Raw genomic sequence first — 24,777 nt, forward strand, 5'->3', positions numbered from 1 at the left:
CCGCCGGCCGACAGGCCGCCCGGCGCTGGATGACGGCGCCCGCGCCGAGCTTCGCGCACCTGGTCCGGATGACCGACGACACCGGCCTGTACGAGCACGCCCGGCACGCCATCGTCCGCCGCGAGCACGGCTACTGCACCGACGACGTGGCCCGTGGGCTGGTCGTGGTCAGCCGCGAGCCGGAGCCCACCGACGAGGTGCTCCGGCTCGCGGAGTGCTACCTCGCGTTCCTGACCCACGCGCAGGACGCCGGGGGCGCCTTCCACAACCGGCTGGGGTACGACCGGCGCTGGACCGACGACCCGGGGCTCGGCGACTGGTGGGGTCGGGCGCTGTGGGGGCTCGGTACCGCCGTCGCGCGCAGCACCGCCCCCTGGGTGCGGGAGGAGGCGCTGGTCGCCTTCAGCCGGGGTGCCACCCGGCGCTCCCCGGCACCGCACGCGATGGTCTTCGCCGGGCTCGGCGCGGCCGAGGTGCTGCGCCGCCACCCGGGCCACGTCACCGCGGCCGCTCTGCTGGCGGACGCGGCGAGCGCCGTCGGCCCGGCCGGCGACGACCCGCGCTGGCCCTGGCCGCGACCGCAGCTGACGTACGCCAACCCGGCCCTCGCCGAGGTCGTCATCGCCGCCAGCCAGCTGCGGCACGGCGGCCCACCCCTCGACGACGGTCTGCGGATGCTGACCTGGCTGCGCGGCGTTCAACTGCGCGACGGGAGGCTGTCGGTCGTGCCGGCCGCAGGGTGGCGGCACGGGGCGGTACGGCTGCACCACGACCAGCAGCCGATCGAGGTGGCCGCGCTCGCCGACGCCTGCGCCACGGCGGCCACGGTCAGCGGCGACCCCGAGTGGGAGACCGGGATACGGCAGGCGGTCGGGTGGTTCCTCGGCGACAACGACGTCGGCACCCCGATGTGGGATCCGGCGACCGGCGGCGGGTACGACGGGCTGACCGCCCACGGACCGAACCTCAACCAGGGCGCCGAATCCACGCTCGCGCTCATCTCCACCCTGCAACACGTGCGGCGGTGGGCGTGACCGGAGTCCAGGCCGTTCGACGTGACGTCACCCTCACCCCGGACGCGCGCCGGGTCATCGTCAAGCTCTTCGTCCCGGGTGAGGACGCCGCGGTGGTCCGCAGCCGTGCGCGGGCGCTCATCGACCGGGTGGCGCACCTCGACGACGAGGAGACCGGCCGGCTGCTACGGGACACGTTCGACCGCTTCGGTGCGCGGCACCGCGACCTCGCCGGCACGTTCCAGCACCACTACGACCTCGTCCGGCACCGCGCGTCCGGTGCCCGGGACCTCTCACCCACGAGCCGGCTCCTGGTCGGCGCGTACTTCAGCCACGAGTACGCCGTCGAGTCCGCGGCCCTGTGCAACCCGTCGATGGTGGCCCACCCCGACCAGACCGGTCTGGTCGACGGGCAACTGCGGGTCGCGGTCAGTCTGCGCCAGATCGGTGAGGGGCACCTGTCGTCCATCGGGTTCGCCACCGCGGTGCTCGGCCCCGGGCACCGCCTCACCGTCGCCGGCCGGCCCGGCCCGCTGACCGTCGGGCGGCGGATGGGCGTACGGCACCGCTGGGATCTGCTCGCCGCCGGCCTGGCCGAGGAGGACTGGGACAACGAGGTCACCGCCACCGTGCTGGATGCCCTGCCCGAGCGGTACGACGACGCCATGTTCGAGCGGGTGCTCGGCGGCGTGCCACCGGACCTGCTGTCCCGCAGCACCGGCATGGACACCCTCGATCAGTTGCGGCGTACCAACGCTGGCAGCTACGCCACGGCCTTTCCGGCGCACACCGCCTTGCACGAGCGGGTGCTCTGGCCGGCGATCCCGGCGGAGAGCAACGGCATGGAGGACGCCCGGTTCGTCAGGTTCGTCGACGACTCGGGGCCGACGTACCGGGCCACCTACACCGCCTTCGACGGTCGGAGCATCGCCACCCGGGCGCTGGTCAGCACCGACCTGTGCCGTTTCGAGATGACACCGATGCGTGGTCCGGGTGCCCTCAACAAGGGGATCGCGCTCTTTCCCCGTACTGTCGGCGGCCGGCACCTGGCGCTGTGCCGCGCCGACGGCGAGACCATCGGCCTGACCGTCCTCAACGTCGAGAACCGCTGGCGCCGTCCCGTCCCCCTGCACGCGCCTCGGGACAGCTGGGAGCTGATCCAGGTCGGCAACTGCGGATCGCCCATCGAGACCGACGCCGGCTGGCTCGTGCTCACCCACGGTGTCGGGCCGATGCGCCGGTACGCGATCGGTGCGCTCCTGCTCGACCTGCACCGGCCGGATCACGTCATCGGGCACCTGCCCGGTGTGCTGCTGTCACCGGACGAGAACGACCGGGACGGGTACGTGCCCAACGTCGTCTACTCCTGCGGAGGGCTCGTCCACGATGGCGAGCTGTGGCTGCCGTACGGGGCGAGCGACACCCGGGTCGGTTTCGCCACCGTACCGGTGGCCGCCCTCATCGCCGCGATGGTGCAGGCGCCGCCAGCGGGTGCTCCGGGCGGTTGAGGGCGGGTCTTGACGGTGGTGCCCCGGCGGCCGGTTGGTCACCGGCCGCCGGGGTCTACCGGTCAGGACTCGGAGGTCCGGCGTCGGTAGAGCAGCAGCAGGGCCGCGCCGGCGGCGACGGCGACGCTGCCGATCCCGGTGAGGACGGGCAGCAGGGTGCCACCGCCGCTGCCACCGGTGACGGGCAGCGCGGTGCGGGTGGGCCGGGCCGTGGGCTGCCCGGTCGGTGTGGCCGTGGGCTGTCCGGTTGGTGTGCCCGTGGGCTGTCCGGTCGGTGTGCCCGTGGGCGTGCTGGTCGGTGTGCCGGTCGGTGTGCCCGTGGGCGTGCCGGTGGGCTGGGTGGGCGTTCCGGTCGGTTGGAGGCAGACGGGGGCGTTGATGGTGTTGGTGTCGAGGGTGACCGCGCCGGTCTGTGCCAGGGCGCGGCCCTGGAGGGTGGCGCCGGTGTTCATGGTGATCGAGGTCTGGGCCAGGATGTTGCCCATGAACCGGGTGCCGGTGCCGACCGTGGCCGAGCTGCCGACCTGCCAGTAGACGTTGCAGGGCGTGGCGCCGTTGATGAAGACGACGCTGCTGTTGGACGCGGTGATGAGGGTGGACTCGATCTGGAAGATGAACACCGCCGCCGGGTCGCCCTGGCTGTTGAGCGTCAGGGTTCCGGTCAGCTGCGCGGCGCCGAGCCGGTAGACCCCGGGGGTCAGCGTGGAGCCGCCCAGCTCCGCGGGCAGGTTGGTGAACGGGGTCCGGCCGGCCGCGTCGTTGTACGCGGTGGTCAGGTCGTTCTTGGCCTGCAGTGCGACGGCGTCAGCGAGGTGGATCTCGCCGGCGACGATTCCGGGCGGAAAGCCGGGCGCGGTGTTGCCGGGGCTGACGCCGAGGCTCTGTGCGAGGAAGCTCGGCCCGGTGTTGGTGACGGTGGAGCCGGCCAGTACGGAGAAGTCCGCCGCCGTTCCCAGGCCCACCGGTGCCTCGGCAGCGCTCGCTCCGGTGCCGCTGACGAGCAGCACGGCGACGGCTGTGCCACTGGCGGCCATCGCCGCCAGTGCGGACAGGGCCGCGCGTCGCGGACGGCGGAATAGTTTGGTTGTCACGATGTGCCCTTTCGCGAAGGCATCTCTCCGGACGCCGGTCGTGCGGCGGCTGGAGCCGCACTAAAACCACATATGGAACAAAACGGACTTTTGCACATGTGAGCCGCGAGGGTGGGGCGATTCATGAGATGAGTGGGGTGGATGGGGTCAGCGGGGTGACGTACGGCGGGTGCGAACGCGAGGGTGGGGGTCGGGTGGCGTCGCCGCCGTCGTGCTCCTACGGTGGTGGCACCCGGTCTGCTCGTCTCCGTCGCCGGACGAAGGGGGAGGTGGAGCGTGGTTGACGCCGGCGACGCGGTGCGGTCGTTGCAGCTCAACGCACCACGGGGTGGGCCGGACGACCTGTCTCTGCTGGTCACCGGCGCCGCGGCGGCGATCAACGCCACCGAGATCGTGGTCTACCTGGCCGACTACACGCAGACCCTGCTCGTGCCGCTGCTCGGTGCCGGCCTCGTCCGCCACGAGCTGTCGATCGAGACGACACTCGCCGGCCGGGCGTTCACCACCCTCGACGTCCAGCGTGCCCCGGACAACCCCGACCGGATCTGGGTTCCGCTGCTGCTGGGGTGCGAGCGGATGGGTGTGCTCGAGGTCGTCACGCCGGTCGCCGGCGACCGGGCCATGGAGGGCCCGGCGTGGGAGGTGGCCGTCACCGTCGCCCAGTTGCTGGTGAACCGCCGGCCCTACGGCGACGTGGTCGAGCGGATGCGGCGTCGGCTCCCGATGCAGGTCGCCGCCGAGATCGTGTGGGGACTGCTGCCGCCGTTGACCTTCGCGACCGACGACATGGTGGTCACCGCCATCCTCGAGCCGTGTTACGACGTCGGCGGGGACATCTTCGACTACGCGTTGAACGGCGACGTGCTCAGCGTCGGGCTGTTCGACACGTGTGGGCACGGCATCAAGGCGAGCACCCTGGCCTCCCTGGTGGTCAGCGCCTACCGCAACGCCCGTCGGTGCGGCCTCGACCTGGTCGACACCGCGATCAGCATCGACCGGTGGGTGCGTTCCGAGCATCCGAACCTGTTCGCGACCGCGCTGCTCGCCGAGCTGGACCGGACGACCGGGCGGCTGCAGATGATCAACGCCGGTCATCCCGGAGCGATGCTGCTGCGCGACGGCAAGGCCATCCGGGAGCTGCCGGGGCCGACCGCGTTGCCGCTGGGTCTGGGCCACCTGTCGGGCCGACGCCCCGAGGTGCACGTGGAGGATCTGCATCCCGGCGACCGCATCCTCGCCTACACCGACGGCATCACCGATGCGCGCAGCGCCGGTGGTGAGCGGTTCGGACTGGATCGGCTCGTCGACTTCGTCAACCGTGCTCTCAACGACGGTCTGCCCAGCCCGGAGACGATGCGCCGGCTGGTGCGCGCCGTCGTCAGCTACCAGGACGACGAACTCGACGACGATGCCACGGCCGTGTTCCTGGAGTGGCAACCGCCGCACACCCCGCTGGCTCACCTGCGCGACCTCGTCACGCCGGCCACCGGGTCACCCTAGCGAGTGGGATTTTGCACTCGCAGTGCACTTGTCTGCGTTCCCGGTGCTGTCTAGCGTCAGGCCATGGATCCCTCGTGGACGTTCGCCGTGGCCCGCGCCGACCTCGGCCAGAGCGCGCTCGTCGACGGCACGACCGCCGTCCCGTCCGACGGGGAGGCGCTCCTGCGGGTCGACCGCGTCGGCCTCAGCGCCAACAACGTGACCTACGCGGTGCTCGGCGACGCCATGCGTTACTGGGAGTTCTTCCCGCCCGGCCCGCGCGGGCTCGGGCCGCAGTGGGGGCTTCCCCCGCTCTGGGGCTTCGCGGAGGTGGTCGCGTCGACGGTCGCGGGGGTCGAGGTGGGGCAGCGGGTGTACGGCTACCTGCCGCCCGCCGGCCATCTGCTGGTGCGGCCGGACCGGGTCGACGCGTCGGGGTTCCGCGACGCCAGCCCGCACCGGGCCGACCTGCCCTCGCCGTACAACGCGTACCGGTCGACCGGTGCCGACCCGGCGTACCGGCCCGACCAGGAGGATCTGCTGATCCTGTTCCGGCCGCTGTTCTTCACCTCGTTCATGCTGGCCGACCAGGTCAGCGACAACGGCTTCCACGGCGCCGAGTCGCTGCTGCTGTCGTCGGCGTCGAGCAAGACCGCGTACGCGGCCGCGTTCGAGCTGCACGGTCGCGGTCCGCGCCTGGTCGGGCTCACCTCACCCGGCAACGTCGCCTTCACCCGGTCGCTCGGCTGCTACGACCAGGTCGTCTCGTACGACGACATCGGCGCTCTCGACGCCGTCGCGAGCGTCTACCTCGACCTGTCCGGCGCGCCCTCGACCCGCGCCGCCCTGCGCCGGCACCTCGGTGATCTTCTGGTCCGGGACATCGCCGTCGGCCTGACCAACCAGACTCCGAACGCGGACGCCGCCGAGGAGGTGTTCTTCGCACCCGTCCAGATGCGCAAACGCAGCCAGGACTGGGGCCGTGACGGGCTCGACCGGCGGTTCGCCGAGGCGTGGCGGCGGTTCACCGCGGTGGCGGACGGGTGGCTCGACGTTCAGGAGGGCGTCGGGCCGGAGGCCCTGCGGCACGCGTGGCTCGACGTCCTCGCGGGTCGTACGCCACCGCGGGTGGGTCACGTCGTGCAGCTCTGACGGCCCGCCGTCAGGGGACGATCGCGTCGACGTAACCGCCGTCGACGCGGACCGCGGCGCCGGTCGTGGCGGAGGCGAGCGGCGACGCCAGGTAGGTGACCATGTTGGCGATCTCCTCGGGCTCGATCAGCCGCTGGAGCAGCGACTGCGGCCGGTGCAGCCGCATGAACTCCCGCTGCGCCTCCTCCCACGGGAGGCTGTCGCCCACCATGTCGGCGACGAAGCCCTCGACACCGCCGGTGTGGGTCGGCCCGGCGAGGACGGAGTTGACGGTCACGCCGGTGCCGGCGGCAGCCTTCGCGAAGCCGCGGGAGACGCCGAGCAGGGCCGTCTTCGACACGCCGTAATGGATCATCTCGGCCGGGATGGCGACCGCCGAGTCGCTGGCGATGTACTGCACCCGCCCCCAGCCGCGTTCCATCATGGCGGGCAGGTATGCGCGGGTCAGCCGTACCCCGGCCAGCACGTTCACCTCGAAGTAGCGACGCCACTCGTCGTCCGGGATCTCCAGGGCCGGGGTCGGCCCGAAGATGCCGAGGTTGTTGATCAGGATGTCGACGGTGGGCAGCAGGTCAAGCGTCCGCGCCGTGCCGTCATCGGTGGAGACGTCGGCGTCCACCTCGACCACGTCGGCACCGGGGACCTCGCCGCGCAACGCGTCCGCGGCCCGCTTGACGCTGTCGGCGGTACGGCCGTTGACCGCCACCCGCTCGCCGGCACGGGCGAGACCGGCGGTGATCGCCGCACCGATCCCCTGGGTCGACCCGGTGACCAACGCGGTCCGACCGGCCAGATCGATGTGCAGGGTCATTCGTCGTCCTGTTCCTAGAAGCCGCTGTCGTTCGAGAGGTGGTCGCGCAGGGCGGCCAACGAGCGGGTGATCAGCCGCGAGACGTGCATCTGGGAGATGCCGATCCGGTCGGCGATCTGGGCCTGGGTCAGGTTGCCGTGGAAGCGCAGGCTCAGGATCTCGCGTTCGCGCTCCGGCAGCGTGGCGAGGGCGGGGCCGAGGGCGACGCGGATCTCGACGAGGTCGAACTCGTGGTCGTCGCCGCCGAGGGTCTCCCCGAGCTCCCGGCCGCCGTCGGCTCCGGTCGGCGTGGACAGCGACGTGGCCCGGTAGGCGCGCGCACCCTCCAGTCCTTCCAGGACGGTCTCCTCGGACACGTCGAGGTAGGAGGCGATGTCCGCCACGGTCGGTGACCGGCCGAGGGTGTGGGTGAGGGTGCTGTTGGCCGCGCTGATCGACAGGCGCAGCTCCTGAAGGCGGCGGGGCACCCGGACGGCCCAGGTGCGATCACGGAAGTACCGCTTGATCTCGCCGATGACGGTGGGGATGGCGTACCCGCTGAAGTCGACGCCCCGGCTGGCGTCGAAGTTGTCGACGGCCTTGATGAGCCCGACCGCGGCGGTCTGGGCCAGGTCGTCGTCGGACGCGCCGCGCCCGGCGTACCGGCGTGCGAGGTGTCGGGCGAGCGGTAGCCACGCCTCGATGGTGCGGTCCCGCAGTGCCGGGCGGCGCGGATCGTCGGCCGGTGCCGCCGTCAGGGCGGCCAGGAGGTCGTCCGGCGTCTGGTCGCCGCGTCGCTGGCCGACGCGGGTGCTGATCGTCGATCCGAAGGTGGTGGCCATCAGGTGGTCCCTCCAGCACGTGCCCGTCGATCGAGTCGACCGGAGGAGTCTCCGAACCGGCTGCCGCCGGGGCGCACGTACGGGGCGAAGTGCGCTGTCGTAAGGCCACGAGCACGGGCCTCACCACCGCGTCATGTCGTGCACTTGATGACCCGGACACTACCCGAAACGCTGATCGATTACTAGCCGAAAGTACTATGCCGCGCTGGTGGGGCTGGTCGCGTGTAATGGCGGGGTCAGTCGCGTTGATCCCCGTCGTCCCCGGCGTTGCTGGTCGGCCGGGCCGGCGTCACCGCGAACGGGTGGCGTAGCCGTCGCATGGCCTCCTCGCTGGCGTCGAAGGTCACCGCCGACCCGTCGAGGCCGTCGGCGTTCGAGGTGGCGAGAAACAAGGCCGGCCGATTGTTGTCGTTCGATGTCATGCAGGATTCCTGTCTTCCACGAAGGGGTGTGTCTGGGCCTCGGCAACTCTCGCCGTACGACCTGGGTGGCGACCCGGCGCTCAGACTGGCGCCCGATCAGGGTGTCCCGATTCCGGGCGACCGCCCGGCGACACCGACACCCCGCACCTTACCCGTCGTCGTCGCGGGTCACGCGTCGCCGTCGGAACCGCACGGCATCCCCAGGTCGCGGCCGACCCGCGACCGAGCCGAGAATTTCCGTAATCCGACCGCCCACCGCACGTCTCCGATAGAGGCGGTCAGCACGCACCACGCGACCGCCTTTGATGATGAGCACGAAGGAGTAAGACCCATGTCGTCAGCCGGTCGGGGACTACCCGACGTCGGGTCGGTCGTCGCCGCCCGCCGGGGCGACCGGCGCGCCCTCAACGACGTCGTAGCGGCCTCGCTCCCGCTGGTCTACAACATCGTCGGGCGTGCGCTGCGCGGCCACGCCGACGTCGACGACGTGGTCCAGGAGACGTTGGTACGCGTGATCCGGCACCTGCCCGGGCTCAACGACCCGGCCGCGTTCCGGTCCTGGCTCGTGGCGATCACGATCCGTCAGGTGCGCGACTGGGAACAGCGCCGGCGTGTCGCGCTCAGCCGCGACGCCGGGCTCGACGCGATCCACAACGTGCCCGACCCCGCGTCCGACTTCGCGGGAATGACGATCCTCCGGCTCGGCCTCACCGACCAGCGGCGCGAGGTCGCCGAGGCCACCCGCTGGCTCGACCCGGACGATCAGGAGTTGCTCTCGCTCTGGTGGCTGGAGGAGACCGGCGCGCTCGACCGGACCGAGGTCGCCGACGCGCTCGGGTTGTCCCCGGGGCACGTGGCGGTGCGGGTCCACCGGATGAAGGACCAGATCCAGACGGCCCGCGCCGTCGTCCGTGCCCTGCGGGCCCGTCCCGGCTGCCCGGAGCTGCGCACCGTGACGGCCGAGTGGGACGGCGCGGCCAACCCGCTGTGGCGCAAACGGCTCGCCCGGCACGTCCGCGACTGCGCGCTCTGCGGGCGGCTCGGTGCGAGCCTCCTGCCGATCGACCGGCTGCTCGCCGGTCTGCCGATGCTGCCGCTGCCGGCCGGTCTCAGCGCTCACCTGCCGGGTGTCGCGCTGCCGCCGGCCGCCTCGCCGGCCGACGGTCTCCACCTGCCGGACCCGGCGAGCGGGGGCACCGCCGGGACGACCCCGCCCGCCGGGGTACCCACCGACGGCGATGGCGGTCACACGCTCGTCAACCGCGCGCTGAACCGGCCTCGTGGCCTGCTCCCATCGCTCGCCGTCGGGGTCGCCGCCGTCGTCCTGGCCATCACCACGCTGGTGGTGACCTGGCCGGACGGCCCGTCCGCACCCTCCTGGGCCGCCCCACCGCCCGCGGCGCCCACCGCCGTCGCCAGCCCGAGCGCGGCACCCACCCCGAGCGCGCGACCCTCGTCGCGGGCTCCGGCCGCCGCGCCCACGATCAGCTCCGCCCGCAAGGGCGTCGGGGTGTGGAACTTCGCCGGGGTCAGCCAGGCCCTGGCCAGCTCGAAGGCCGGCTGGTACTACACCTGGGGCACCCAGCACCCGGGTATCACCACCCCGCCGGGGGTGACCTTCGTACCGATGATCCGCGGCGCGGAGAACGTCACCGCGCCGGAGCTGGCGCGAGCCCGGGCGGCCGGGCCGTACCTGCTCACGTTCAACGAGCCGGACCTGCGCGAACAGTCCAACATGACGGTCGAGCAGGCGCTGGATCTGTGGCCGCAGTTGATGGCGACGGGCAGCAGACTGGGCAGCCCGGCGGTCGCCTCCGGCGGCGCCGACCCGCAGAGTTGGCTGGGTCGGTTCATGTCCGGCGCGCAGGCCCGCGGGCATCGGGTCGACTTCATCACGCTGCACTGGTTCGGCGCCGACTTCACCACCGCCACGGCCGTCGACCAGCTCCGGCAGTACCTGCAGGACGTGTACGAGCGGTACCGGAAACCGATCTGGCTGACCGAGTTCGCGCTGATCCGCTTCGACGGCGGCGGCCAGCAGTTCCCCGGCCAGGAGCAGCAGGCCGCCTTCCTCACCTCGGCCACCTCCATGCTGAGCCAACTCCCGTACGTGCAGCGCTACGCCTGGTTCGGTCTGCCCGCCACCGACAAGGACCGGTCCGGGCTGTTCCGCGGCGCGACCGACGTGACCCTGGTCGGGCGCGCCTTCCAAACGGCCCGCTGAGTGGGTACGGACCGTGTGGGTGAGCACCAGGTGACGACCAGAGGTCCGGTCCGGCGGATCGCCGGTGTGGTCGCGGCCCTGGTCGTGACCGCGCTGACGGTGGGTCTCGCCCAGGGGTGGGGCGGCGGGGACGAGCCTGCGGCGGTCCCCTCGGCCGCGCCCGTGTCGACCACGCCGGTGCTGTTGAACGGCACCGATGACGCCTTCATCCAACTCGTGATCCCGATGGACGAGGGCCTGCTCGCGTTGATCGACCACCTGGGCACCCGACCGGTGGGCTCGGACGCCCGGCTGGCGGCCCGTCTCGGTGCGGTCCGGGCCGCGCACGAAAGCGAGCTGCGGGAGCTGCGTGGGCTGCTCGCCGCCGGCAACGTGCCGGAGCAGAACGTCCACGAAGGGCACCAGATGCCGGGGATGGTGACCGACGCGCACCTCGCCGAGCTGCGCGGCGTGCCCGACGCGGAGGTGTGGCCCCGGGCGGTCGCCCTGCTGCGCGCGCACCTCGAACAGACCATGGTGCTGTGCCGGGGTGAGCAGAGCGCCGGGGGCAGCCCGGAGTTGAAGGCGCTCGCGGGCCGGATCCAGCAGGCGCGGGCCGCCGAGCTGAGTGCTCTCGCGGAGGGGACATGACGACGCGCGGGGGGCCGGTCGGTGCGGACGTCTGATCTGCACCCCGCTGTCCGCCCGGTACGGGCCTCGTTGCCCGCGCACCGTGCCGCCATGCCGGCCCCGGCGCGCCCTGCCGGGCGCACGGCGACGCACCGTACCCGGGTCGGGTCACCGCCCGTCGTGGGCGCCGCGCCGCCGGCCCGCTGGCGTGGCGGTCACCGCCGTGCGGCCGGTGGCACCGCCGTCGGTGGCGCGATCCTGGCGATGACCCTCGGCTGGCTGGCGGCGATCCTGGTCGCGCCGCACCTCACCCTGTCCCCGGGTTGGCGGATGGCGGCGCTCTTCTGCCACCTGAGCTGCCTGGTGGTGGGTTTCGGCGCGGTGCTGACCGTCGACTGGTTCAGCCTGCGGTGGCTGCTGCGCCGTGAGCCGCTGGGCACCGTGCTCACCGCGGCGCACGGTGCGCATCCGCTCATCTGGCTGGGCCTGCTGGGCCTGGTGGTCAGCGGCGCCGCCCTGGGGCCGGACACGTCGTCCGGGCTGGTCTGGGTCAAGCTGCTCGCGGTGCTGGCGGTCGGGGTCAACGGGTTGTTCCTCGGCCGGGTCCGGGACCGACTCGCCGAGATGGACGGCGTTGCGCCCCGGGCCGCCCTGCTGCCCGGCGTCGCGGCGGCCTCCATCTCCCAGGTCGGGTGGTGGACCGCGACCCTCGTCGGCTTCTGGAACGCCAACCGTTGACGGGCCGCCGGTCAGGCCGGCGTCGGGTGGTCCGCCTCGAACCGGGCGCGGGTGAGGAACGCCAGCTGGGCACGCTTGTCCGGCATGTCGATCTCCGAGTCGAAGGTGAAGCCCTCGATCTCCAGTCGGCGCAGCGCGAGATGGTTGCGGACGTCGGGCTCGACGACGATCCGCTGGGCGGCCGGGTCGCGGAACAGGAAGCGCGCGAGGGCGGGGCCGACGGCGTTGGTGAGCCCGCGGGCGAGTCGCCGGTCGGGGCTGAGCAGCAGGTGCATGCCGACGTCGCCGGGTTGGACCGGATAGCGCTCGCCGACCGGGTCCGCCTCGGGCTGATAGGTCTGGAACAGGCCGACCGGCTCGGCGTCGACCATGATCAGGTACGCGTGGTGCGTGGGCAGGCTGTCGACGAAGGCGTAGATCTCCCGCACCTCGTCCAGCGTGTGCGACCCCATTCCCCAGAAGGCGTTGCGGGGTCGGGTGACCCAGCGGTGCAGGAGCGCGGCGTGCCGGTCGGAGTCCACGGTCACCAGTGACAGGTCCCCGAGGCCGTCGATCTTCTCCAGGTACGTCATCGGGCGCTGTCCTTTGCTCCGAGGTGGCGGCGCGGGGCCGCGGCGGGGGTCGCAACGAGAGGGGTACGCATGTTCCGCGGAGCGCTCAACTTAGGTTACCCTCCCCTAACGAAGGCTGACCTTACCTGGAGGGGTGCGTGAAACGGAACTGGGAGGCCCTGGTCCTCAAGGCCATGGGCGGCCGGGACTTTCGGTTGACCGTGCTGGGCACCGAGTCGGTCGAGGGGCACTACCAGCGGCTGCTCGTCGACGGCGGCGGCCTGCTGGAGGCGTGCGGGGTCCACCCCACGATGTGGATCCGGCTGTGGTTCGACAACGACGGCCGGGCGCACCAGCGGGCGTACACCCTGGTGGATCCCGACCCGGCGACCGGCCGGTTCAGCCTCGAATTCGCCATCCACGACGGCTGCGCCGCCCGCTGGGCCACCACCGCGCAGGTCGGCGACACCATCGGCGCGACCGTCCAGGGCAGCGCGTTCGACCTGCCCGATCCCGCGCCCGGCCACCTCTACCTCATCGGCGACGCGGCGTCGCTGCCCGCGGTGAACAGCCTGCTCGACGCCGGCACCGACATCCCCGCGACGGTCTGGCTGGAGTACGCCCACGAGGGCGATAAGGCGCTCACGCCACGCGCCCGGGAGCACCACGAGGTCACCTGGGTGCCCCGGCGCGACGACGGTCGACACCTCGTCGACACGGTCTGCGCCGCGCTGCCGGCCACCGACGCGGCCCACTACTGGGTGGCGTGCGAGGCGGCCAGCACCCGCGGCATCACCACGCACATCCGGCGGACGCTCGGTGTCGACAAGGACCGGCTGACCTCCCTGGGGTACTGGAGAGCGGCATGAGGGACCGGCTCGGCACCCTGACCGCGCTCTACGTCACCCAGTACCTCGGCATCGGGTTCATCACCGTCGGGTTGACCGCCATCCTGCGCGACGGCGGCACCTCGCTGGACACCCTGGCGTTGCTCCAGGTCGTCGGCCTGATCTGGCCCATCAAGTTCCTCTGGGCGCCGATCCTCGACCGGTACGGCTCCCGGCACCGAGGCCACTACCGGTCCTGGCTGCTCGTGCTCCAGGGCGCCCTGGTGCTCGCGCTGCTGGCGTTGCTGCCGTTCTCCCGCCCGGCCGACGCGCTGGGCCCGGTCATCGCCATCTGTGCCGCGTACGTCTTCTTCTCCGCCACCCAGGACATCGCGGTGGACGCGGTCGCCGTCCGGCTGCTCAGCGAGTCGACGCGGGGGACCGGCAACGGGATCCAGGTAGCCGCGAGCTACCTCGGCAACCTGCTCGGCGGCGGTGCGTGCGTCCTGGTCTACGACCGGTTCGGCTGGGCGTCGGCGATCGGGCTGCTGGCCGTGCTGACGGCGGTAGGCCTGCTGGTGGTGTGGCGGTTCCGGGAACCGGTCCGCACCGACCGGGTCGCCCGGGTCGGTGTGGCGTACCGGGCGCTGCTGTCGGTGTTCGGCCAGCCGGGCTGCCGCTGGTGGACCTTCGGTGTGGTGCCGCTGGTCTACGTGGGTGCCGGGATGGCGTACGCGTTGGTCACCCCGGCCCTGGTCGACGCCGGTTGGTCCCTGGGCCGGATCGGTGTGGTCACCGGCGTGGTGACCAGCGCACCGGCCATCGTGGCCGGTCTGGTGGCGGGGCTGGGCATCGGGCGGTTCGGGCGCGGCGGTGTGCTCGTGGTCGGCGGCGCGGCCCTCGCGGTGTCGACGTTGCTGCTGCTGCCGTTGATGAGCGGACGCGCACCGCTGGGTGCGACGGTCGTCGCGCTCTGCTGTTTCATGGTGGCCTACACCGTCGCCAACGTCGTGCTCTACACGGTCAACATGGACTACTCCCGGCCCGGCACCGGCGGCACCGACTTCACCGTCCTGTCCTCGTTCGGGCTGATCTGCTCGTTCGTGGCCGCGTCCGTCGGTCTGGCAGCCGCCGACCGGGTCGGCTACCCCTCGGTCGCGGTCGCCGCCATCGTCCTGGTGGCCGCCGGGGTGGTCCTCGGGCTCGCCCACCAGCGGCGGTTCCCGCGCATCCCCGACCCCGCCGACGGGCCGGCCACCGAACACCCGTCGACGGACGGCGTGAAGGCAGCCGCGTGACCACAGTTCGATCGGTCGCCGCCGACACGGCGGCGGCGCGGCTGCCGCACCGCTGGCTGATCCTGGCCGTGCTGTGCCTCGCCCAACTCGTCGTGGTGCTGGACAACACCGTGCTGACCGTGGCGGTGCCGGTGCTCACCACCGAGTTGAACGCCAGCACCGCCGACGTGCAATGGATGATCAACGCGTACGCGCTGGTGCTGTCCGGGCTGCTGCTCACCGCCGGCAGCGCGGCCGACCGGTACGGGCGTCGCCGCATGCTGCTCACCGGGCTCGTGCTGTTCGGGGTCGGCTCGCTGGCCGCCGGGCTCGCCTCGACCAGTGGACAGTTGATCGCCGCACGGGCGGGCTGGGCGCCGTGCTGAACGCCCGGTTCGCCGCGCTGTTGCCGGCCGCGCTGGCCGGTGCCGGCTCGTTCCCCGCGGCCCTCGCCGCCTCGCGGGTGGGGCCGGAGCGGGAGGCCGTCACCGCCGCGTTCGCCTCGGCGCTGGAGACCGGGCAGTTGGTGGGTGCGGCGGCGGTCCTGCTCGGCGGGCTGGTGGCCGCCGGATTGTTGCACCGGGCAGATCGTTCCGTATCAACTCAATAAGGGTAGGCTGCCCTAATGCGGCTGTACATCACCGCGCTCAACCCCACCGACGCCGTCCTGGACGGCTTCCTCCCGGCGGCGGCGTCGCTCGGGCTGCCGGTCACCGTGCTGACCGACCGGCCCGGCGAGTGGCCGTCCTGCACGGCGTCGGTGGTGCGGTGCGCGGTCCGGGAGGCGGCGGCGGTGGTCGCGGCGACGACAGCGGAGCGGCCGGCGGCGTTGCTGTCCAACAGCGACCACCTCCAGGAGGCCACCGCGGTCGCCGCACGCAAGCTGGGGCTGCCCGGCAAAGACCCGGACGCCGCCCGCATCTGCAAGGACAAGGTCGAGGCCCGCCGGGTGGTCGCGGCGGCCGGGCTCGATCGGGTACGCACCGTCGCCCTCGACCCGGGTGCCCCACCCACCGTCGGAGAAGGCATGTTCCCGGCGGTGCTCAAACCCCGTTCGGGGGTGGCCAGCGAGGATGCCTACCTGGTGGCCGACGACCGGGAACTGGCCGCCCGGGTCACCGAGATCCGCAGCCGCCGGCCGGACGTGGCGCTCGTGGTCGAGGAGTACCTGACCGGCGAACTGCGGACCTTCGACACCCTCGGCGACGGCACGGCACTGGCCTCCCTCGGCGGGTGGCGCACCGCCCTGGGCCCGCCGCCGACCTTCACCGAGGAGAGCCTCGACTGGTCGCCCCCGGCGGAGCAGGCCGAGGCCCACCTGCGAGCCCGGCTCGACGCGCTCGGTGTCGGCTTCGGCGCCTGCCACACCGAGTACGTCGTCTCCGACGGCCGGGTCCGGCTGATCGAGGTGAACTACCGCCTCATCGGTGACCGGATGGACCTGATCCTCGCCGACCTGCTCGGTGTGCCGCTGTTCGAGTACGTCATCCGGCTGCACCTCGGTGAGCCGCTGGCCACCCTCGACCTGCCGGCCACCGTCGACGGGTACGCACGGGTCGAATACGTCTGCGCGGACCGGCCGGGCCGGCTCGCCGTCGCACCCGGCGCGATCGACCTGATGCACGGTGACGTCCGGCTGGGCTGCCGGCCGCTGCGCGAGGTGGGCCGGGTCGCCGACCACACCGGCACGAACCGGGACTATCTCGCCGTCCTGCACGGGATCGGTCCGGACCGGGTCAGCGTTCGGGCGTCCCTGACCGACTTCCGCCACGATCTCCAGTGGACGATTGCCGAGTGAACGACGACTGTGAGCGGAAGGTGTTCGCGCGGGTGCTGGACGCCCTGCTGCGCGAGGATCACCTCGGCCTGACCAGCCGTGGCCGGGCGGCCGGGTCGGGTTGGTGGGAGGTGTCGCACGGCGCTGGCCTGGTGCGCATCCCGGTGCGGGCGGACGGCTTCCAGCAGGCCCTGCGCAGCGCCGCGCCGACGGTGTACGTCGTCGACGGGACGGGCACCCACCGGACCGACACCGTGGACGGGTTGCTGACGCTGCTCGCTCCGCACGACGACGTCGAGGCCGAGGCGGGCTGGCGGGACTTCGGCGCGGAATGTCGCGCCGACCTGCGCGCCCGCCGCCTCGCCGCCGCCGCCCGGTCACAGGTGTTCGCCACGGTGGCCGTCGAACGCCGCACGACCCGTACCGGCATGCCGGGGGCGCTCCTGGACGACGTGCTCGCCGCCCACCACGGCCACCCGGTCTACCCCACCGACCGCTGCCGGCACGGCCTGACCGACGACGACCTGCTCCGGTACGCCCCGGAGCACGCCCCGCGCTTCACGCTGCGCTGGTACGCGGCACCCGCCGAGGAGGTGCGACTGGCCGGCGTCCTCCCGCCGTGGTGGCCGCCCGCGCCGCGTCCGGATCAGGTGCTGATGCCGGCGCATCCGCTGACCGCGGTACGCGACGCGCTACCGGCGGTCGCGCTGCCGGCGATCTCCGTACGGCCCACCCTGTCGATGCGGACGGTGGCGCTCGATGAGGACCCGTACCTGCATCTGAAGCTGCCGCTGCCCACCGCCAGTCTCGGCGCCCGCAACCGGCGGACGCTGGACCCGGGCTCACTCGCCGACGGCGCGGCCGTCGCCGGGCTGCTCGACCGGATCGCCGACGGGGAGCCGGCGTTCACCGGCCGGATCCGGCACGCCGACGAGAGCACCCACGCCCACGTCGACGGCGACGAGCGGCGCGGCTTCCTGCTGCGGCGGTTCCCCCGGGACCTCGACGAGGTCCAGGTGGTGCCGGTCGCGGCCCTCGCCGCACCCGATCCGGTCGCCGGCACCGTCCTCGAACGCGTCAGCTCGGGCCGGCCCGAGGCGCTGCTGGAGTCCTATCTGGACCTGCTGCTCGACTGGCACGTCTTCCTCTGGCTCCGTCACGGCGTGGCCCTCGAAGCGCATCCACAGAACATCCACCTGCTGATCCGCCCCGACGAGACGGTCGGCCTGCTCTACAAGGACAACGACGGCGCGCGCCTCGACCCCCGCCACCACGGGCCGGCCGGGCTTCCGCTGGCCGACGAGCGGATGTGGGCGCGCGATCCGCGGGAACTGGCCGACGTGTTCATCACCATCACGCTGCACCTCGCCGCGGCGGCACCCCTGATCGCGCTGGCCGCGCGGGGCCTGCCCGTACCCGCGCCGGCCGAGGCGCTGGCACCCCGACTGGCCGCCGCCCGGGACCGCTGGGGCGACGGGCCGCAGGTGCGTTCCTTCACCGAGCGGGTCCTGCGGGCCGCTCGACTACCCGTCAAGGCGATGCTCACCGCCGGCACCCTGCTGCCCAAGCAGCGGTTGGGCTGCACCGACATCAACAAGTACTACCTGCGCACCGGCCCGAACTACCTCCGGGAGACACCATGACGAGCGCACGGCTGCGCTCCCGGCCGGGCGTCGACACCCGCCAGCTCGCCGACCTGTCCGCCGCCCACGCCGTCTACGGCTGCCTGGTCCGCGAGGTCGGCCTCCCCGCCGGCGACACGACCGTGCTCGACGGTTGCGCGCACCTGCTGCTGCGGCACCTCGACGTCTCGTTGCGGTGCGCCGTCACGCGAATCTCGCCACTCGGCGCGCACCGCTACGACGGCCCGGTGCAGCGGATGACCGACGGCAACCGGTGGGAGGACGTCGACGCGGACGCACTGGCCGGCCTGGCCGCGGCGGAACTGACCGCGCGTACCGGCCTGGCCAACGACGAGTTCGTCGGCCAGGTCCGGGCCAGCCGCGACACCGTGGCCCGGCTGCTGGCCGATCGGCCGGCGTGGGATCCCACCCCCACCGGCGACGCCGCCATCGACGCGTACGTCGACTCCGAACAGTCGCTGGTCCACGGTCACCCGCACCACCCCGCGCCCAAGTGGCGCAGTGGTGATCCGGACCGCTGGCAGGGGTACGCGCCGGAACTGCGCACCGCGTTCCGGCTGCGCTGGCTCGCCGTACCGGATGATCTCGTCGCGGGCGACGGACCGTTCGATGCGCTCGTCGCCGCCCTCGACCCGCCGCCGTCCCCGGCCGGGCACCGGGTGCTGCCGGTGCATCCGTGGCAGCTGTCGCTGATCCCACCGGCCTACCCGGGATTGCGTGACCTGGGGGAGGGCGGTGTTGAAGTCCGGCCGACGGCGAGCGTCCGCACCGTCTACGCGCCGGACGCGGACCTGTTCGTCAAGACCAGCCTGCACGTACGGATCACCAACTGTCTGCGCAAGAACGCCCGCTACGAACTCACCGGGGCGGTGGCCCTGACCGACCTGTTGGCCCGGGTGCCGATGCCGGACGGGGTCGGGCTGCTCGCCGAGCCCGCCTACCGGACGGTCGACGTCGCCGGGGCGGACGAGGCGTACGGGACGATCCTGCGCACCGGCCTGCGCCCACATCTGCGACCGGGGGACACCCCGATCCTGGCGGCGGCACTGGCCGCCGCACCGCTGGCGGTGCCGGACCCGGTCACCTGGTGGCGGGAGTACGTGGAACTGCTGGTGCCGGCCGTCCTGCACTGCTGGCTCGGTCACGGCGTGGTGCACGAGGCGCACCTGCAGAACGTCGTGGTGGTGCTCGACTCCGCGCGACGGCCGGTCCGGATGCTGCTGCGCGACCTGGAGGGCGTCAAACTCGACACCGGCCGCTGGACCAGCTGGCCGGACGGCGTCCCACCGCAGGTCGGCTACGACGCGCGGTCCGCCCGGCGCAGGGTCGTGTACTGCCTCTTCGTCAACCACCTGGCCGGTCTGTGCGGTGCGCTCGCCGACGCGTGGCCGGGGATCGAACGGCGGCTGTGGCGGGAGTTGCGCGCCGTCGTCGCGGCGGTGGCCGCCGACCTCGACGACCCTCCCGAACTGCGGGCGCTGCTGGACGGGGAGCCGCTGGTGGCGAAGGCGAACCTGCTGGTCCGGTGGCGCCGCGACGCCGATCGCGCCGCGCCCTTCGTGTCGGTGCCCAACCCGTTGGCCGGGCCACGGTGACCCGACCGCTCTACGTCCACGACCTCGACGCCTTGGCCACGCACGCCCGGTCGATCAGGGACGCGCTGCCCCGGCGGGTCGAGCTGCTCTACGCGGTCAAGGCCAACCCGGATCCGGGCGTGCTGCGGACCCTCGCCGGAGTCGTCGACGGGTTCGAGGCCGCCAGCCGTGGCGAGCTGCGCCGGCTGGCCGAGGTGCTGCCGGGCCGGGCGCCGGCCGCGTACGCCGGTCCGGGCAAGACCGACGAGGACCTCGCCGCCGCCCTCGCCGCCGGGGCGCGCCGCATCCACGTCGAGTCACCGGCCGAGCTGCGGCGGCTCGGCGCGCTGGCCACCGCCACGGGCCGGACGGCCCAGGTGCTGCTGCGCGTGAACCTGCCGGTCGACGCGCCCGGCGCGAGCCTGGTCATGGGTGGCGGCCCCAGCCCGTTCGGCATGGACCCGGCCGACGCGGTCGAGTGTGCCCGCCGCCCGCCCGCCGGCATCGAGGTACGCGGTGTCCACGCGCACCTGGCCAGCGGGCTGGACGCCCCACTCGCCGGGGCGGTCGCCGCCGCCGTGGTCCGCTGGGCGGTCGCCGACGTCGCCGCCGCCGAGGTCGACGTCGGCGGGGGCATGGCCGTCGACTACACCGATCCGGCGGGGCGATTCGACTGGGCCGGCTACGGCCGAGCGCTGGCGGGCGTCGCCGACGCGTACCCGGGTCTGCGGCTGCGCATCGAGCCGGGGCGGTCGGTCACCGCCTACTGCGGGGCGTACCTCACCGAGGTCATCGACGTGAAGCGTTCCTACGGCGAGTGGTTCGTGGTGGTGGCCGGCGGCACCCACCACCTGCGCACGCCGGCGGCCAAGGGGCACGCGCAGCCGTTCCGGGCGTACCGGCGCAGCGGTGCCGACGGCCCGCGCACCGACGGCGGGCCGGTCACCGTGGTCGGGCAGCTCTGCACTCCGAAGGACGTGCTGTCCCGGTCGGCCACCGCCGGGCCGATCGGCGTGGGTGACGTGCTGGCCTTCGCCATGGCCGGCGCGTACGCCTGGAACATCAGCCACCGCGACTTCCTGCTGCACGAACCTCCCCTGTTCCGCATCGGCGATCCGGACGAGGTGGCAGCCGGGTGGGCGGCGGGGTCGCCACCGTCCTGAACCCCGCCCCGAGACATCGCTTGTTATCGATAACATGCTATGTTTTCTCCCGGGGAGCGAAGGGCACGCTCCCGGTCACCTCAACCAGCCGGCGTGGACGCGCCGAGGGGGTTTCCACCCTCCCGCCGCCCACCCGGTCGGTGACTCGGTCCGGGCCACACCGTCGATGCCCGGCGACCCCAGCAGGTCGCCGGACGACGTCGCCCCGGCCGCATGTCCAGCTTCCGAAGCCCCGCCGCAGGCAGCCCTCGGCCCGGCTCGACTCCTGGCGCCAGGTGGATCGCGGGCGACCGGCATCGCACCCACCACCGGCACCTGACGCCCCTTCGCAAGGAGTCACGCAATGGCGAAACGTAGACATCTCCTCACCTCCATCGCGGCCGCGGCGGTGCTCCTCGCGGCCACCGCCGGCGGCGCACTGAGCGGCGGCCTGCACGCGGCGGAGGTGGCGACGAACGGCACCCTCGCGGCGACCGCCGGCTGCGGCAAGGCCCCCACGCTGACCAGCGGGACGCGCACGATCCAGAGCAGCGGACAGAGCCGTACCTACAACCTGCGGATCCCGGACGGGTACGACCGCAACCGCCCCTACCGGCTGATCTTCGGCTTCCACTGGTTGAACGGCTCGGCCAACAACGTCACCTCAGCCGGCTACTACGGGCTTCAGCCACTGTCGAACAACAGCACGATCTTCGTCGCGCCGCAGGGCCTCAACGCCGGCTGGGCCAACACCAACGGTCGGGACCTGACCCTCTTCGACGACATCTCCCGCCAGATCGAGAACGACCTGTGCGTCGACACGAGCCAGCGCTTCGCCCTGGGTTGGAGCTACGGCGGGGCCATGAGCTACGCGGTGGCCTGCGCCCGGCCCGACGTCATCCGCGCGGTCACCGTCCTGTCCGGCGCCAACCTCAGCGGTTGCAACGGCGGCACCCAGCCCGTGGCCTACTTCGGCATCCACGGCATCTACGACAGCGTCCTGAACATCTCGCAGGGTCGGCAACTGCGCGACACGTTCGTCCGGAACAACGGCTGCACCGCGCAGAGCCCACGCGAACCGAGCCGCGGCAGCCTCACCCACATCACCACCACCTACTCGGGATGCCGGGCCGGTTACCCGGTCCAGTGGGCGGCGTTCGACGGGGATCACACCCCCAGCCCGGTCGACGGGTCCGGCAGCCCCAACGACTCCCGGACGTGGACGTCGGGCGAGATCTGGAGGTTCTTCAGCCAGTTCGAGTCGACCACGCCCCCGACGACCCCGCCGCCCACCACCCCGCCCCCGACCACGCCGCCCCCGACCACCCCGCCGCCCACCGGCGAGCCGGGCACCTGCGCCGCCACCTACCGGACGCTCAACACCTGGCCCGGCGGCTTCCAGGCCGAGGTGACCGTCGCCAACACCACCACCACGACACTGAACGGCTGGACCGTGGGTCTGACCCTGGCCAGTGGTCAGGCCATCAGCAGCCTGTGGAACGGCACCAACACGGGCACCACCGGCAGCGTCACCGTCCGGAACGCCGCGTACAACGGCACGGTCGGCCCGAACGCCTCGACCACGTTCGGATACACCGCCACCGGTAACGGTGCCACCGCACCCGGCGCCATCACCTGCACCAGCCCCTGAGCAGGGCTGACCGGGCCCGGAGCCAGAGGGCTCCGGGCCCACAGGTGGCCCGGGGAGCGGCTGGTCAGTGTCTGAAGCGGGGTGGGGACGGGCGCTCGGGGGCTTGCCCTTGGCACGCAACGTGTCGGAGGTGGCGATGCACGCGAGGACGAGTACGGCGGTGCCGGCCACGGCCAGCGGTGGCAGATGGGTCATCGCCGGCGCGGCGGCGACGAGCGCCAGCGCCCCGATCAGCCGGGAGCGGGACACGCGGGCGAACACGGCGTATTCGGCCAGCGCACGTCCGACCAGGAACAGGATCGGCCCGCCGAGGATGACGAGAACCCAGGCCGCCTCGGTCCGCCCCCACGGATGTTTGATCACCAGTTCGTACCCGACGGCGACGGCCACGATGCCGGCCACCATGAGGACGTGCGCGAGGAACGCCTCCCGGACGAGGCGGGCGGGGTCGGAGGACGCGTTGATCGCCTCGGGCAGCAGTTGGCCCGCCTTGAAGAGGTAGACCCGGAACAGCAGCACGGTGGTGATGAACGAGACCGAGAGCGCCGCCGCGGCTCCACCGCTACGAAAGGACGCGTCGCTGTAGGCCGAGCCGGTCGCCAGGATCAGCTCACCGAGAGCGATGATGAAGAACTGTCGGTAACGCTCGGACAGGTACTCGGCCAGGACGGGCCACTGGCCGGGGGTGGGCAGGGTCCAGGGGGCGGGGTAGAACAGCAGCAGTGCCGTGCCGTCGATGGCGATGGCGAGCGCCCACAGCGGCCCGCGGGCCGGATCCGGCAGGATCGCGCCGGCGATCCACGGCACGGCCGACACGCTGAACCAGAGGAGCACCCCGGCCGCCCTCCGCTGAGCCCGGTGGCCACGCAGCACCGGCACGAGGACGGAGCCGCGGACGAGGTGGACCGCAACGTACGCGCCGGCGAAGACCAGGCTCCCGTCGCCGAACGCCCGCGGCACCGCGACCGCCATCATCAGGGCGCCGAGCATCGCCGCGTACACCAGCAACTGGAGTTGTGGCCGCTGCGGATCGTAGATGTCGGTGACCCACGCCGTGACGAACCAGAGCACCAGGAAGGCGAGCAGTAACAGCAGGCTCTCGCCCGTTTCGGTGAGGACCATCCGCCCTTCGGTGAGATCCTCGACCAGCCGCTGGGAGACCCGGTTGAGGGCGAAGATGAAGACCAGGTCGAAGAAGAGTTCCAGCAGGCTCGGCCGCTGCGGTTGCCCTGGCTTACGGAGCAGCGCTGCCGCCCTTGTCGACATGGACCGTCCGTTTCTGCCGGCATCGTCCGTCTTCCGGGTATTGGTACCACGCTTTGCGGATCATTGAGCCGATACCGGACGAGTGCCGCCGGTGGTCCGGCTGAATCCCGGCCGTTGCACTCATCGACAAGTCTCTACATCTTGGCAGCGACGCAAGCCTCCGCTACCGTCCATGGGAACGCTCCCATCAATGTCGATACATCAATGTCATCTGGAGGTAACACGTCGTGGCTAGCCTCTCCTCGCTCCGCCGCAGATCGGTGGCAGCCAGCCTGGCGGCCGTCGCGGGCGCCACCCTCGTCGGCGTCTGCCTCACCGTCGGCAGCGCCTCCGCCGGCACGCTGTCCGGATCGCTGTATCGCGACCCGAGTTCGGCGGTCGTCCGCTGGGTCGCCGCCAACCCCGGCGACTCGCGTACCGCCGTCATCCGCGACAAGATCGCGAGTCAGCCGCAGGCCCGCTGGTTCGCCAACTTCAACCCGTCGACCGTGCAGTCCGAGGTCTCCGAGGTCATCGGCGCCGCCAACGCGGCGCAACAGATCCCGGTGCTGGCGGTGTACGAGATCACCAACCGGGACTGCGGCGGGGCCAGCGCCGGTGGGGCACCGGACCTCAACCAGTACCAGACGTGGGTGTCCAACTTCGCCAGAGGGCTCGGCAACCAGACCGTCATCATCATCCTGGAAACCGACTCGCTCGCCCTGCAGACGTGCCTGAGCGGCAGCGAGCTCAACGCGCGCAACCAGGCGATCACGACGGCCACCCGGACCATCAAGTCGGGCAACCCCAACGCCAAGGTGTACCTCGACGGCGGCCACTCCACCTGGAACAGCGCGGGTGAGACGGCCAACCGGCTCCGGGCGGCCGGGGTGCAGTACGCCGACGGCTTCTTCACCAACGTGTCGAACTACAACTCCACCTCGAACGAGGCGAACTTCGGCCGCTCGGTCATCTCCGCCCTCAACGGCATGGGCATCACGGGCAAGCGCCAGGTCATCGACACCAGCCGTAACGGCGGTGCCAGCGGAGACTGGTGCGGCGACGACAACACCGACCGGCGCATCGGGCAGTACCCGACGTGAGGTTCCCCCTGCGGACCGGACACCCTGAGCCCAGACAGTGGTCTGGGGAAGGATGGCCTGGTGCCACGTCCATCGAAGTACCCCGAGCAGTTCCGTAGGGACGCTGTTGATCTGGTCCG

General features: G+C 72.4%; 21 protein-coding genes and 2 pseudogenes. 17 read left to right on the forward strand and 6 right to left on the reverse strand.

What is annotated here, in order from left to right:
- Positions 1-29: 29 nt before the first annotated feature.
- Together AB0H52_RS10860 and AB0H52_RS10865 are read left to right on the forward strand one after the other, a co-directional pair.
- Positions 30-1,034, forward strand: a complete 1,005-nt coding sequence (locus AB0H52_RS10860; RefSeq protein ID WP_151490232.1) for a glycosyltransferase — start codon at positions 30-32, stop codon at positions 1,032-1,034.
- Positions 1,031-2,521, forward strand: coding sequence for a glycoside hydrolase family 130 protein (locus AB0H52_RS10865; protein ID WP_151490141.1), 1,491 nt, complete (start codon positions 1,031-1,033; stop codon positions 2,519-2,521). Before AB0H52_RS10860 ends, AB0H52_RS10865 begins: the two co-directional genes overlap by 4 nt.
- 62 nt (positions 2,522-2,583) lie before the next feature.
- On the opposite strand, the gene AB0H52_RS10870 is transcribed toward AB0H52_RS10865, so the two are convergent.
- Positions 2,584-3,612: an ice-binding family protein gene (locus tag AB0H52_RS10870; protein ID WP_225854515.1), complete on the reverse strand. Its 1,029-nt coding sequence runs from the start codon at positions 3,610-3,612 to the stop codon at positions 2,584-2,586.
- 276 nt (positions 3,613-3,888) lie between these two features.
- Here AB0H52_RS10870 and AB0H52_RS10875 point away from each other — a divergent pair, with 276 nt between their 5' ends.
- Both AB0H52_RS10875 and AB0H52_RS10880 read left to right on the forward strand, forming a co-directional pair.
- The gene (locus tag AB0H52_RS10875; RefSeq protein ID WP_357946610.1) at positions 3,889-5,112 is read left to right on the forward strand and encodes a PP2C family protein-serine/threonine phosphatase; all 1,224 of its coding nucleotides are present in this window, start codon (positions 3,889-3,891) and stop codon (positions 5,110-5,112) included.
- A gap of 63 nt (positions 5,113-5,175) precedes the next feature.
- Positions 5,176-6,243 carry a DUF2855 family protein gene (locus AB0H52_RS10880; RefSeq protein WP_357946613.1) on the forward strand — a complete coding sequence of 356 codons (1,068 nt, stop codon included), beginning with the start codon at positions 5,176-5,178 and terminating at the stop codon, positions 6,241-6,243.
- Positions 6,244-6,253: 10 nt separating this feature from the next.
- Here the strand turns inward: AB0H52_RS10880 and AB0H52_RS10885 are convergent, their stop codons facing one another.
- The 3 genes from AB0H52_RS10885 to AB0H52_RS10895 all read right to left on the reverse strand — a co-directional run bounded on the left by AB0H52_RS10885 (position 6,254) and on the right by AB0H52_RS10895 (position 8,297).
- Positions 6,254-7,054 (reverse strand): SDR family oxidoreductase, encoded by an 801-nt coding sequence (locus AB0H52_RS10885; protein ID WP_357946616.1) that lies wholly within the window; start codon positions 7,052-7,054, stop codon positions 6,254-6,256.
- A 14-nt stretch (positions 7,055-7,068) separates the two neighbouring features.
- The gene (locus AB0H52_RS10890) at positions 7,069-7,875 is read right to left on the reverse strand and encodes a SigB/SigF/SigG family RNA polymerase sigma factor (protein ID WP_151491631.1); all 807 of its coding nucleotides are present in this window, start codon (positions 7,873-7,875) and stop codon (positions 7,069-7,071) included.
- Positions 7,876-8,111: 236 nt separating this feature from the next.
- Positions 8,112-8,297 (reverse strand): hypothetical protein, encoded by a 186-nt coding sequence (locus AB0H52_RS10895; protein ID WP_151491632.1) that lies wholly within the window; start codon positions 8,295-8,297, stop codon positions 8,112-8,114.
- Positions 8,298-8,628: 331 nt separating this feature from the next.
- On the opposite strand from AB0H52_RS10895, the gene AB0H52_RS10900 reads away from it, so the two are divergent.
- The 3 genes from AB0H52_RS10900 to AB0H52_RS10910 all read left to right on the forward strand — a co-directional run bounded on the left by AB0H52_RS10900 (position 8,629) and on the right by AB0H52_RS10910 (position 11,868).
- The gene (locus tag AB0H52_RS10900; protein WP_357946620.1) at positions 8,629-10,521 is read left to right on the forward strand and encodes a sigma-70 family RNA polymerase sigma factor; all 1,893 of its coding nucleotides are present in this window, start codon (positions 8,629-8,631) and stop codon (positions 10,519-10,521) included.
- A 30-nt stretch (positions 10,522-10,551) separates the two neighbouring features.
- Positions 10,552-11,151, forward strand: a complete 600-nt coding sequence (locus tag AB0H52_RS10905; RefSeq protein ID WP_151491634.1) for a DUF305 domain-containing protein — start codon at positions 10,552-10,554, stop codon at positions 11,149-11,151.
- Between the two features lie 90 nt (positions 11,152-11,241).
- Entirely contained in the window at positions 11,242-11,868 is a 627-nt protein-coding gene (locus AB0H52_RS10910; protein ID WP_357946623.1) for a hypothetical protein, read from the forward strand.
- A gap of 11 nt (positions 11,869-11,879) precedes the next feature.
- Here the strand turns inward: AB0H52_RS10910 and AB0H52_RS10915 are convergent, their stop codons facing one another.
- Positions 11,880-12,440, reverse strand: coding sequence for a GNAT family N-acetyltransferase (locus AB0H52_RS10915; RefSeq protein ID WP_151491636.1), 561 nt, complete (start codon positions 12,438-12,440; stop codon positions 11,880-11,882).
- A gap of 137 nt (positions 12,441-12,577) precedes the next feature.
- Here AB0H52_RS10915 and AB0H52_RS10920 point away from each other — a divergent pair, with 137 nt between their 5' ends.
- The 9 genes and pseudogenes from AB0H52_RS10920 to AB0H52_RS10960 all read left to right on the forward strand — a co-directional run bounded on the left by AB0H52_RS10920 (position 12,578) and on the right by AB0H52_RS10960 (position 22,310).
- Positions 12,578-13,288 (forward strand): siderophore-interacting protein, encoded by a 711-nt coding sequence (locus AB0H52_RS10920; protein ID WP_357946626.1) that lies wholly within the window; start codon positions 12,578-12,580, stop codon positions 13,286-13,288.
- A complete protein-coding gene (locus tag AB0H52_RS10925; protein WP_151491638.1) occupies positions 13,285-14,544 on the forward strand; it encodes an MFS transporter in 1,260 nt (419 codons plus the stop codon). The genes AB0H52_RS10920 and AB0H52_RS10925 overlap by 4 nt, the downstream gene beginning before the upstream one ends.
- Positions 14,541-14,894, forward strand: a pseudogene (locus AB0H52_RS10930) (MFS transporter); the annotation flags it as partial. The gene AB0H52_RS10925 and the pseudogene AB0H52_RS10930, both read left to right, overlap by 4 nt.
- A gap of 8 nt (positions 14,895-14,902) precedes the next feature.
- Positions 14,903-15,133, forward strand: a complete 231-nt coding sequence (locus AB0H52_RS10935; RefSeq protein ID WP_151491639.1) for a hypothetical protein — start codon at positions 14,903-14,905, stop codon at positions 15,131-15,133.
- 15 nt (positions 15,134-15,148) lie between these two features.
- A complete protein-coding gene (locus AB0H52_RS10940) occupies positions 15,149-16,321 on the forward strand; it encodes a siderophore biosynthesis protein (protein ID WP_357946630.1) in 1,173 nt (390 codons plus the stop codon).
- Positions 16,318-17,943, forward strand: coding sequence for an IucA/IucC family protein (locus AB0H52_RS10945; protein WP_357946633.1), 1,626 nt, complete (start codon positions 16,318-16,320; stop codon positions 17,941-17,943). The genes AB0H52_RS10940 and AB0H52_RS10945 overlap by 4 nt, the downstream gene beginning before the upstream one ends.
- A complete protein-coding gene (locus tag AB0H52_RS10950; protein WP_357946636.1) occupies positions 17,940-19,538 on the forward strand; it encodes an IucA/IucC family protein in 1,599 nt (532 codons plus the stop codon). Before AB0H52_RS10945 ends, AB0H52_RS10950 begins: the two co-directional genes overlap by 4 nt.
- Positions 19,535-20,680: an alanine racemase gene (locus AB0H52_RS10955; RefSeq protein WP_151491643.1), complete on the forward strand. Its 1,146-nt coding sequence runs from the start codon at positions 19,535-19,537 to the stop codon at positions 20,678-20,680. The genes AB0H52_RS10950 and AB0H52_RS10955 overlap by 4 nt, the downstream gene beginning before the upstream one ends.
- Before the next feature lie 343 nt (positions 20,681-21,023).
- Entirely contained in the window at positions 21,024-22,310 is a 1,287-nt protein-coding gene (locus tag AB0H52_RS10960) for a cellulose binding domain-containing protein (protein ID WP_357946639.1), read from the forward strand.
- Between the two features lie 192 nt (positions 22,311-22,502).
- On the opposite strand, the pseudogene AB0H52_RS10965 reads toward AB0H52_RS10960, so the two are convergent.
- Positions 22,503-23,576, reverse strand: a pseudogene (locus AB0H52_RS10965) (low temperature requirement protein A); the annotation flags it as partial.
- A 227-nt stretch (positions 23,577-23,803) separates the two neighbouring features.
- Between AB0H52_RS10965 and AB0H52_RS10970 the strand changes: the two are divergent.
- Positions 23,804-24,658, forward strand: a complete 855-nt coding sequence (locus AB0H52_RS10970; protein ID WP_357946642.1) for a glycoside hydrolase family 6 protein — start codon at positions 23,804-23,806, stop codon at positions 24,656-24,658.
- Positions 24,659-24,777: the final 119 nt, after the last annotated feature.

It is taken from the genome of Micromonospora sp. NPDC050695, from assembly GCF_040654415.1.
Taxonomy (GTDB): domain Bacteria; phylum Actinomycetota; class Actinomycetes; order Mycobacteriales; family Micromonosporaceae; genus Micromonospora.

Coding starts and splice junctions, on each gene's coding strand:
- AB0H52_RS10860 (WP_151490232.1), top strand. CDS start 30: ATGACGGCGCCCGCGCCGAGCTTCGCGCACCTGGTCCGGATGACCGAC.
- AB0H52_RS10890 (WP_151491631.1), bottom strand. CDS start 7,875: ATGGCCACCACCTTCGGATCGACGATCAGCACCCGCGTCGGCCAGCGA.
- AB0H52_RS10910 (WP_357946623.1), top strand. CDS start 11,242: ATGCCGGCCCCGGCGCGCCCTGCCGGGCGCACGGCGACGCACCGTACC.
- AB0H52_RS10950 (WP_357946636.1), top strand. CDS start 17,940: ATGACGAGCGCACGGCTGCGCTCCCGGCCGGGCGTCGACACCCGCCAG.
- AB0H52_RS10880 (WP_357946613.1), top strand. CDS start 5,176: ATGGATCCCTCGTGGACGTTCGCCGTGGCCCGCGCCGACCTCGGCCAG.
- AB0H52_RS10885 (WP_357946616.1), bottom strand. CDS start 7,054: ATGACCCTGCACATCGATCTGGCCGGTCGGACCGCGTTGGTCACCGGG.
- AB0H52_RS10925 (WP_151491638.1), top strand. CDS start 13,285: ATGAGGGACCGGCTCGGCACCCTGACCGCGCTCTACGTCACCCAGTAC.
- AB0H52_RS10940 (WP_357946630.1), top strand. CDS start 15,149: ATGCGGCTGTACATCACCGCGCTCAACCCCACCGACGCCGTCCTGGAC.
- AB0H52_RS10900 (WP_357946620.1), top strand. CDS start 8,629: ATGTCGTCAGCCGGTCGGGGACTACCCGACGTCGGGTCGGTCGTCGCC.
- AB0H52_RS10915 (WP_151491636.1), bottom strand. CDS start 12,440: ATGACGTACCTGGAGAAGATCGACGGCCTCGGGGACCTGTCACTGGTG.
- AB0H52_RS10960 (WP_357946639.1), top strand. CDS start 21,024: ATGGCGAAACGTAGACATCTCCTCACCTCCATCGCGGCCGCGGCGGTG.
- AB0H52_RS10895 (WP_151491632.1), bottom strand. CDS start 8,297: ATGACATCGAACGACAACAATCGGCCGGCCTTGTTTCTCGCCACCTCG.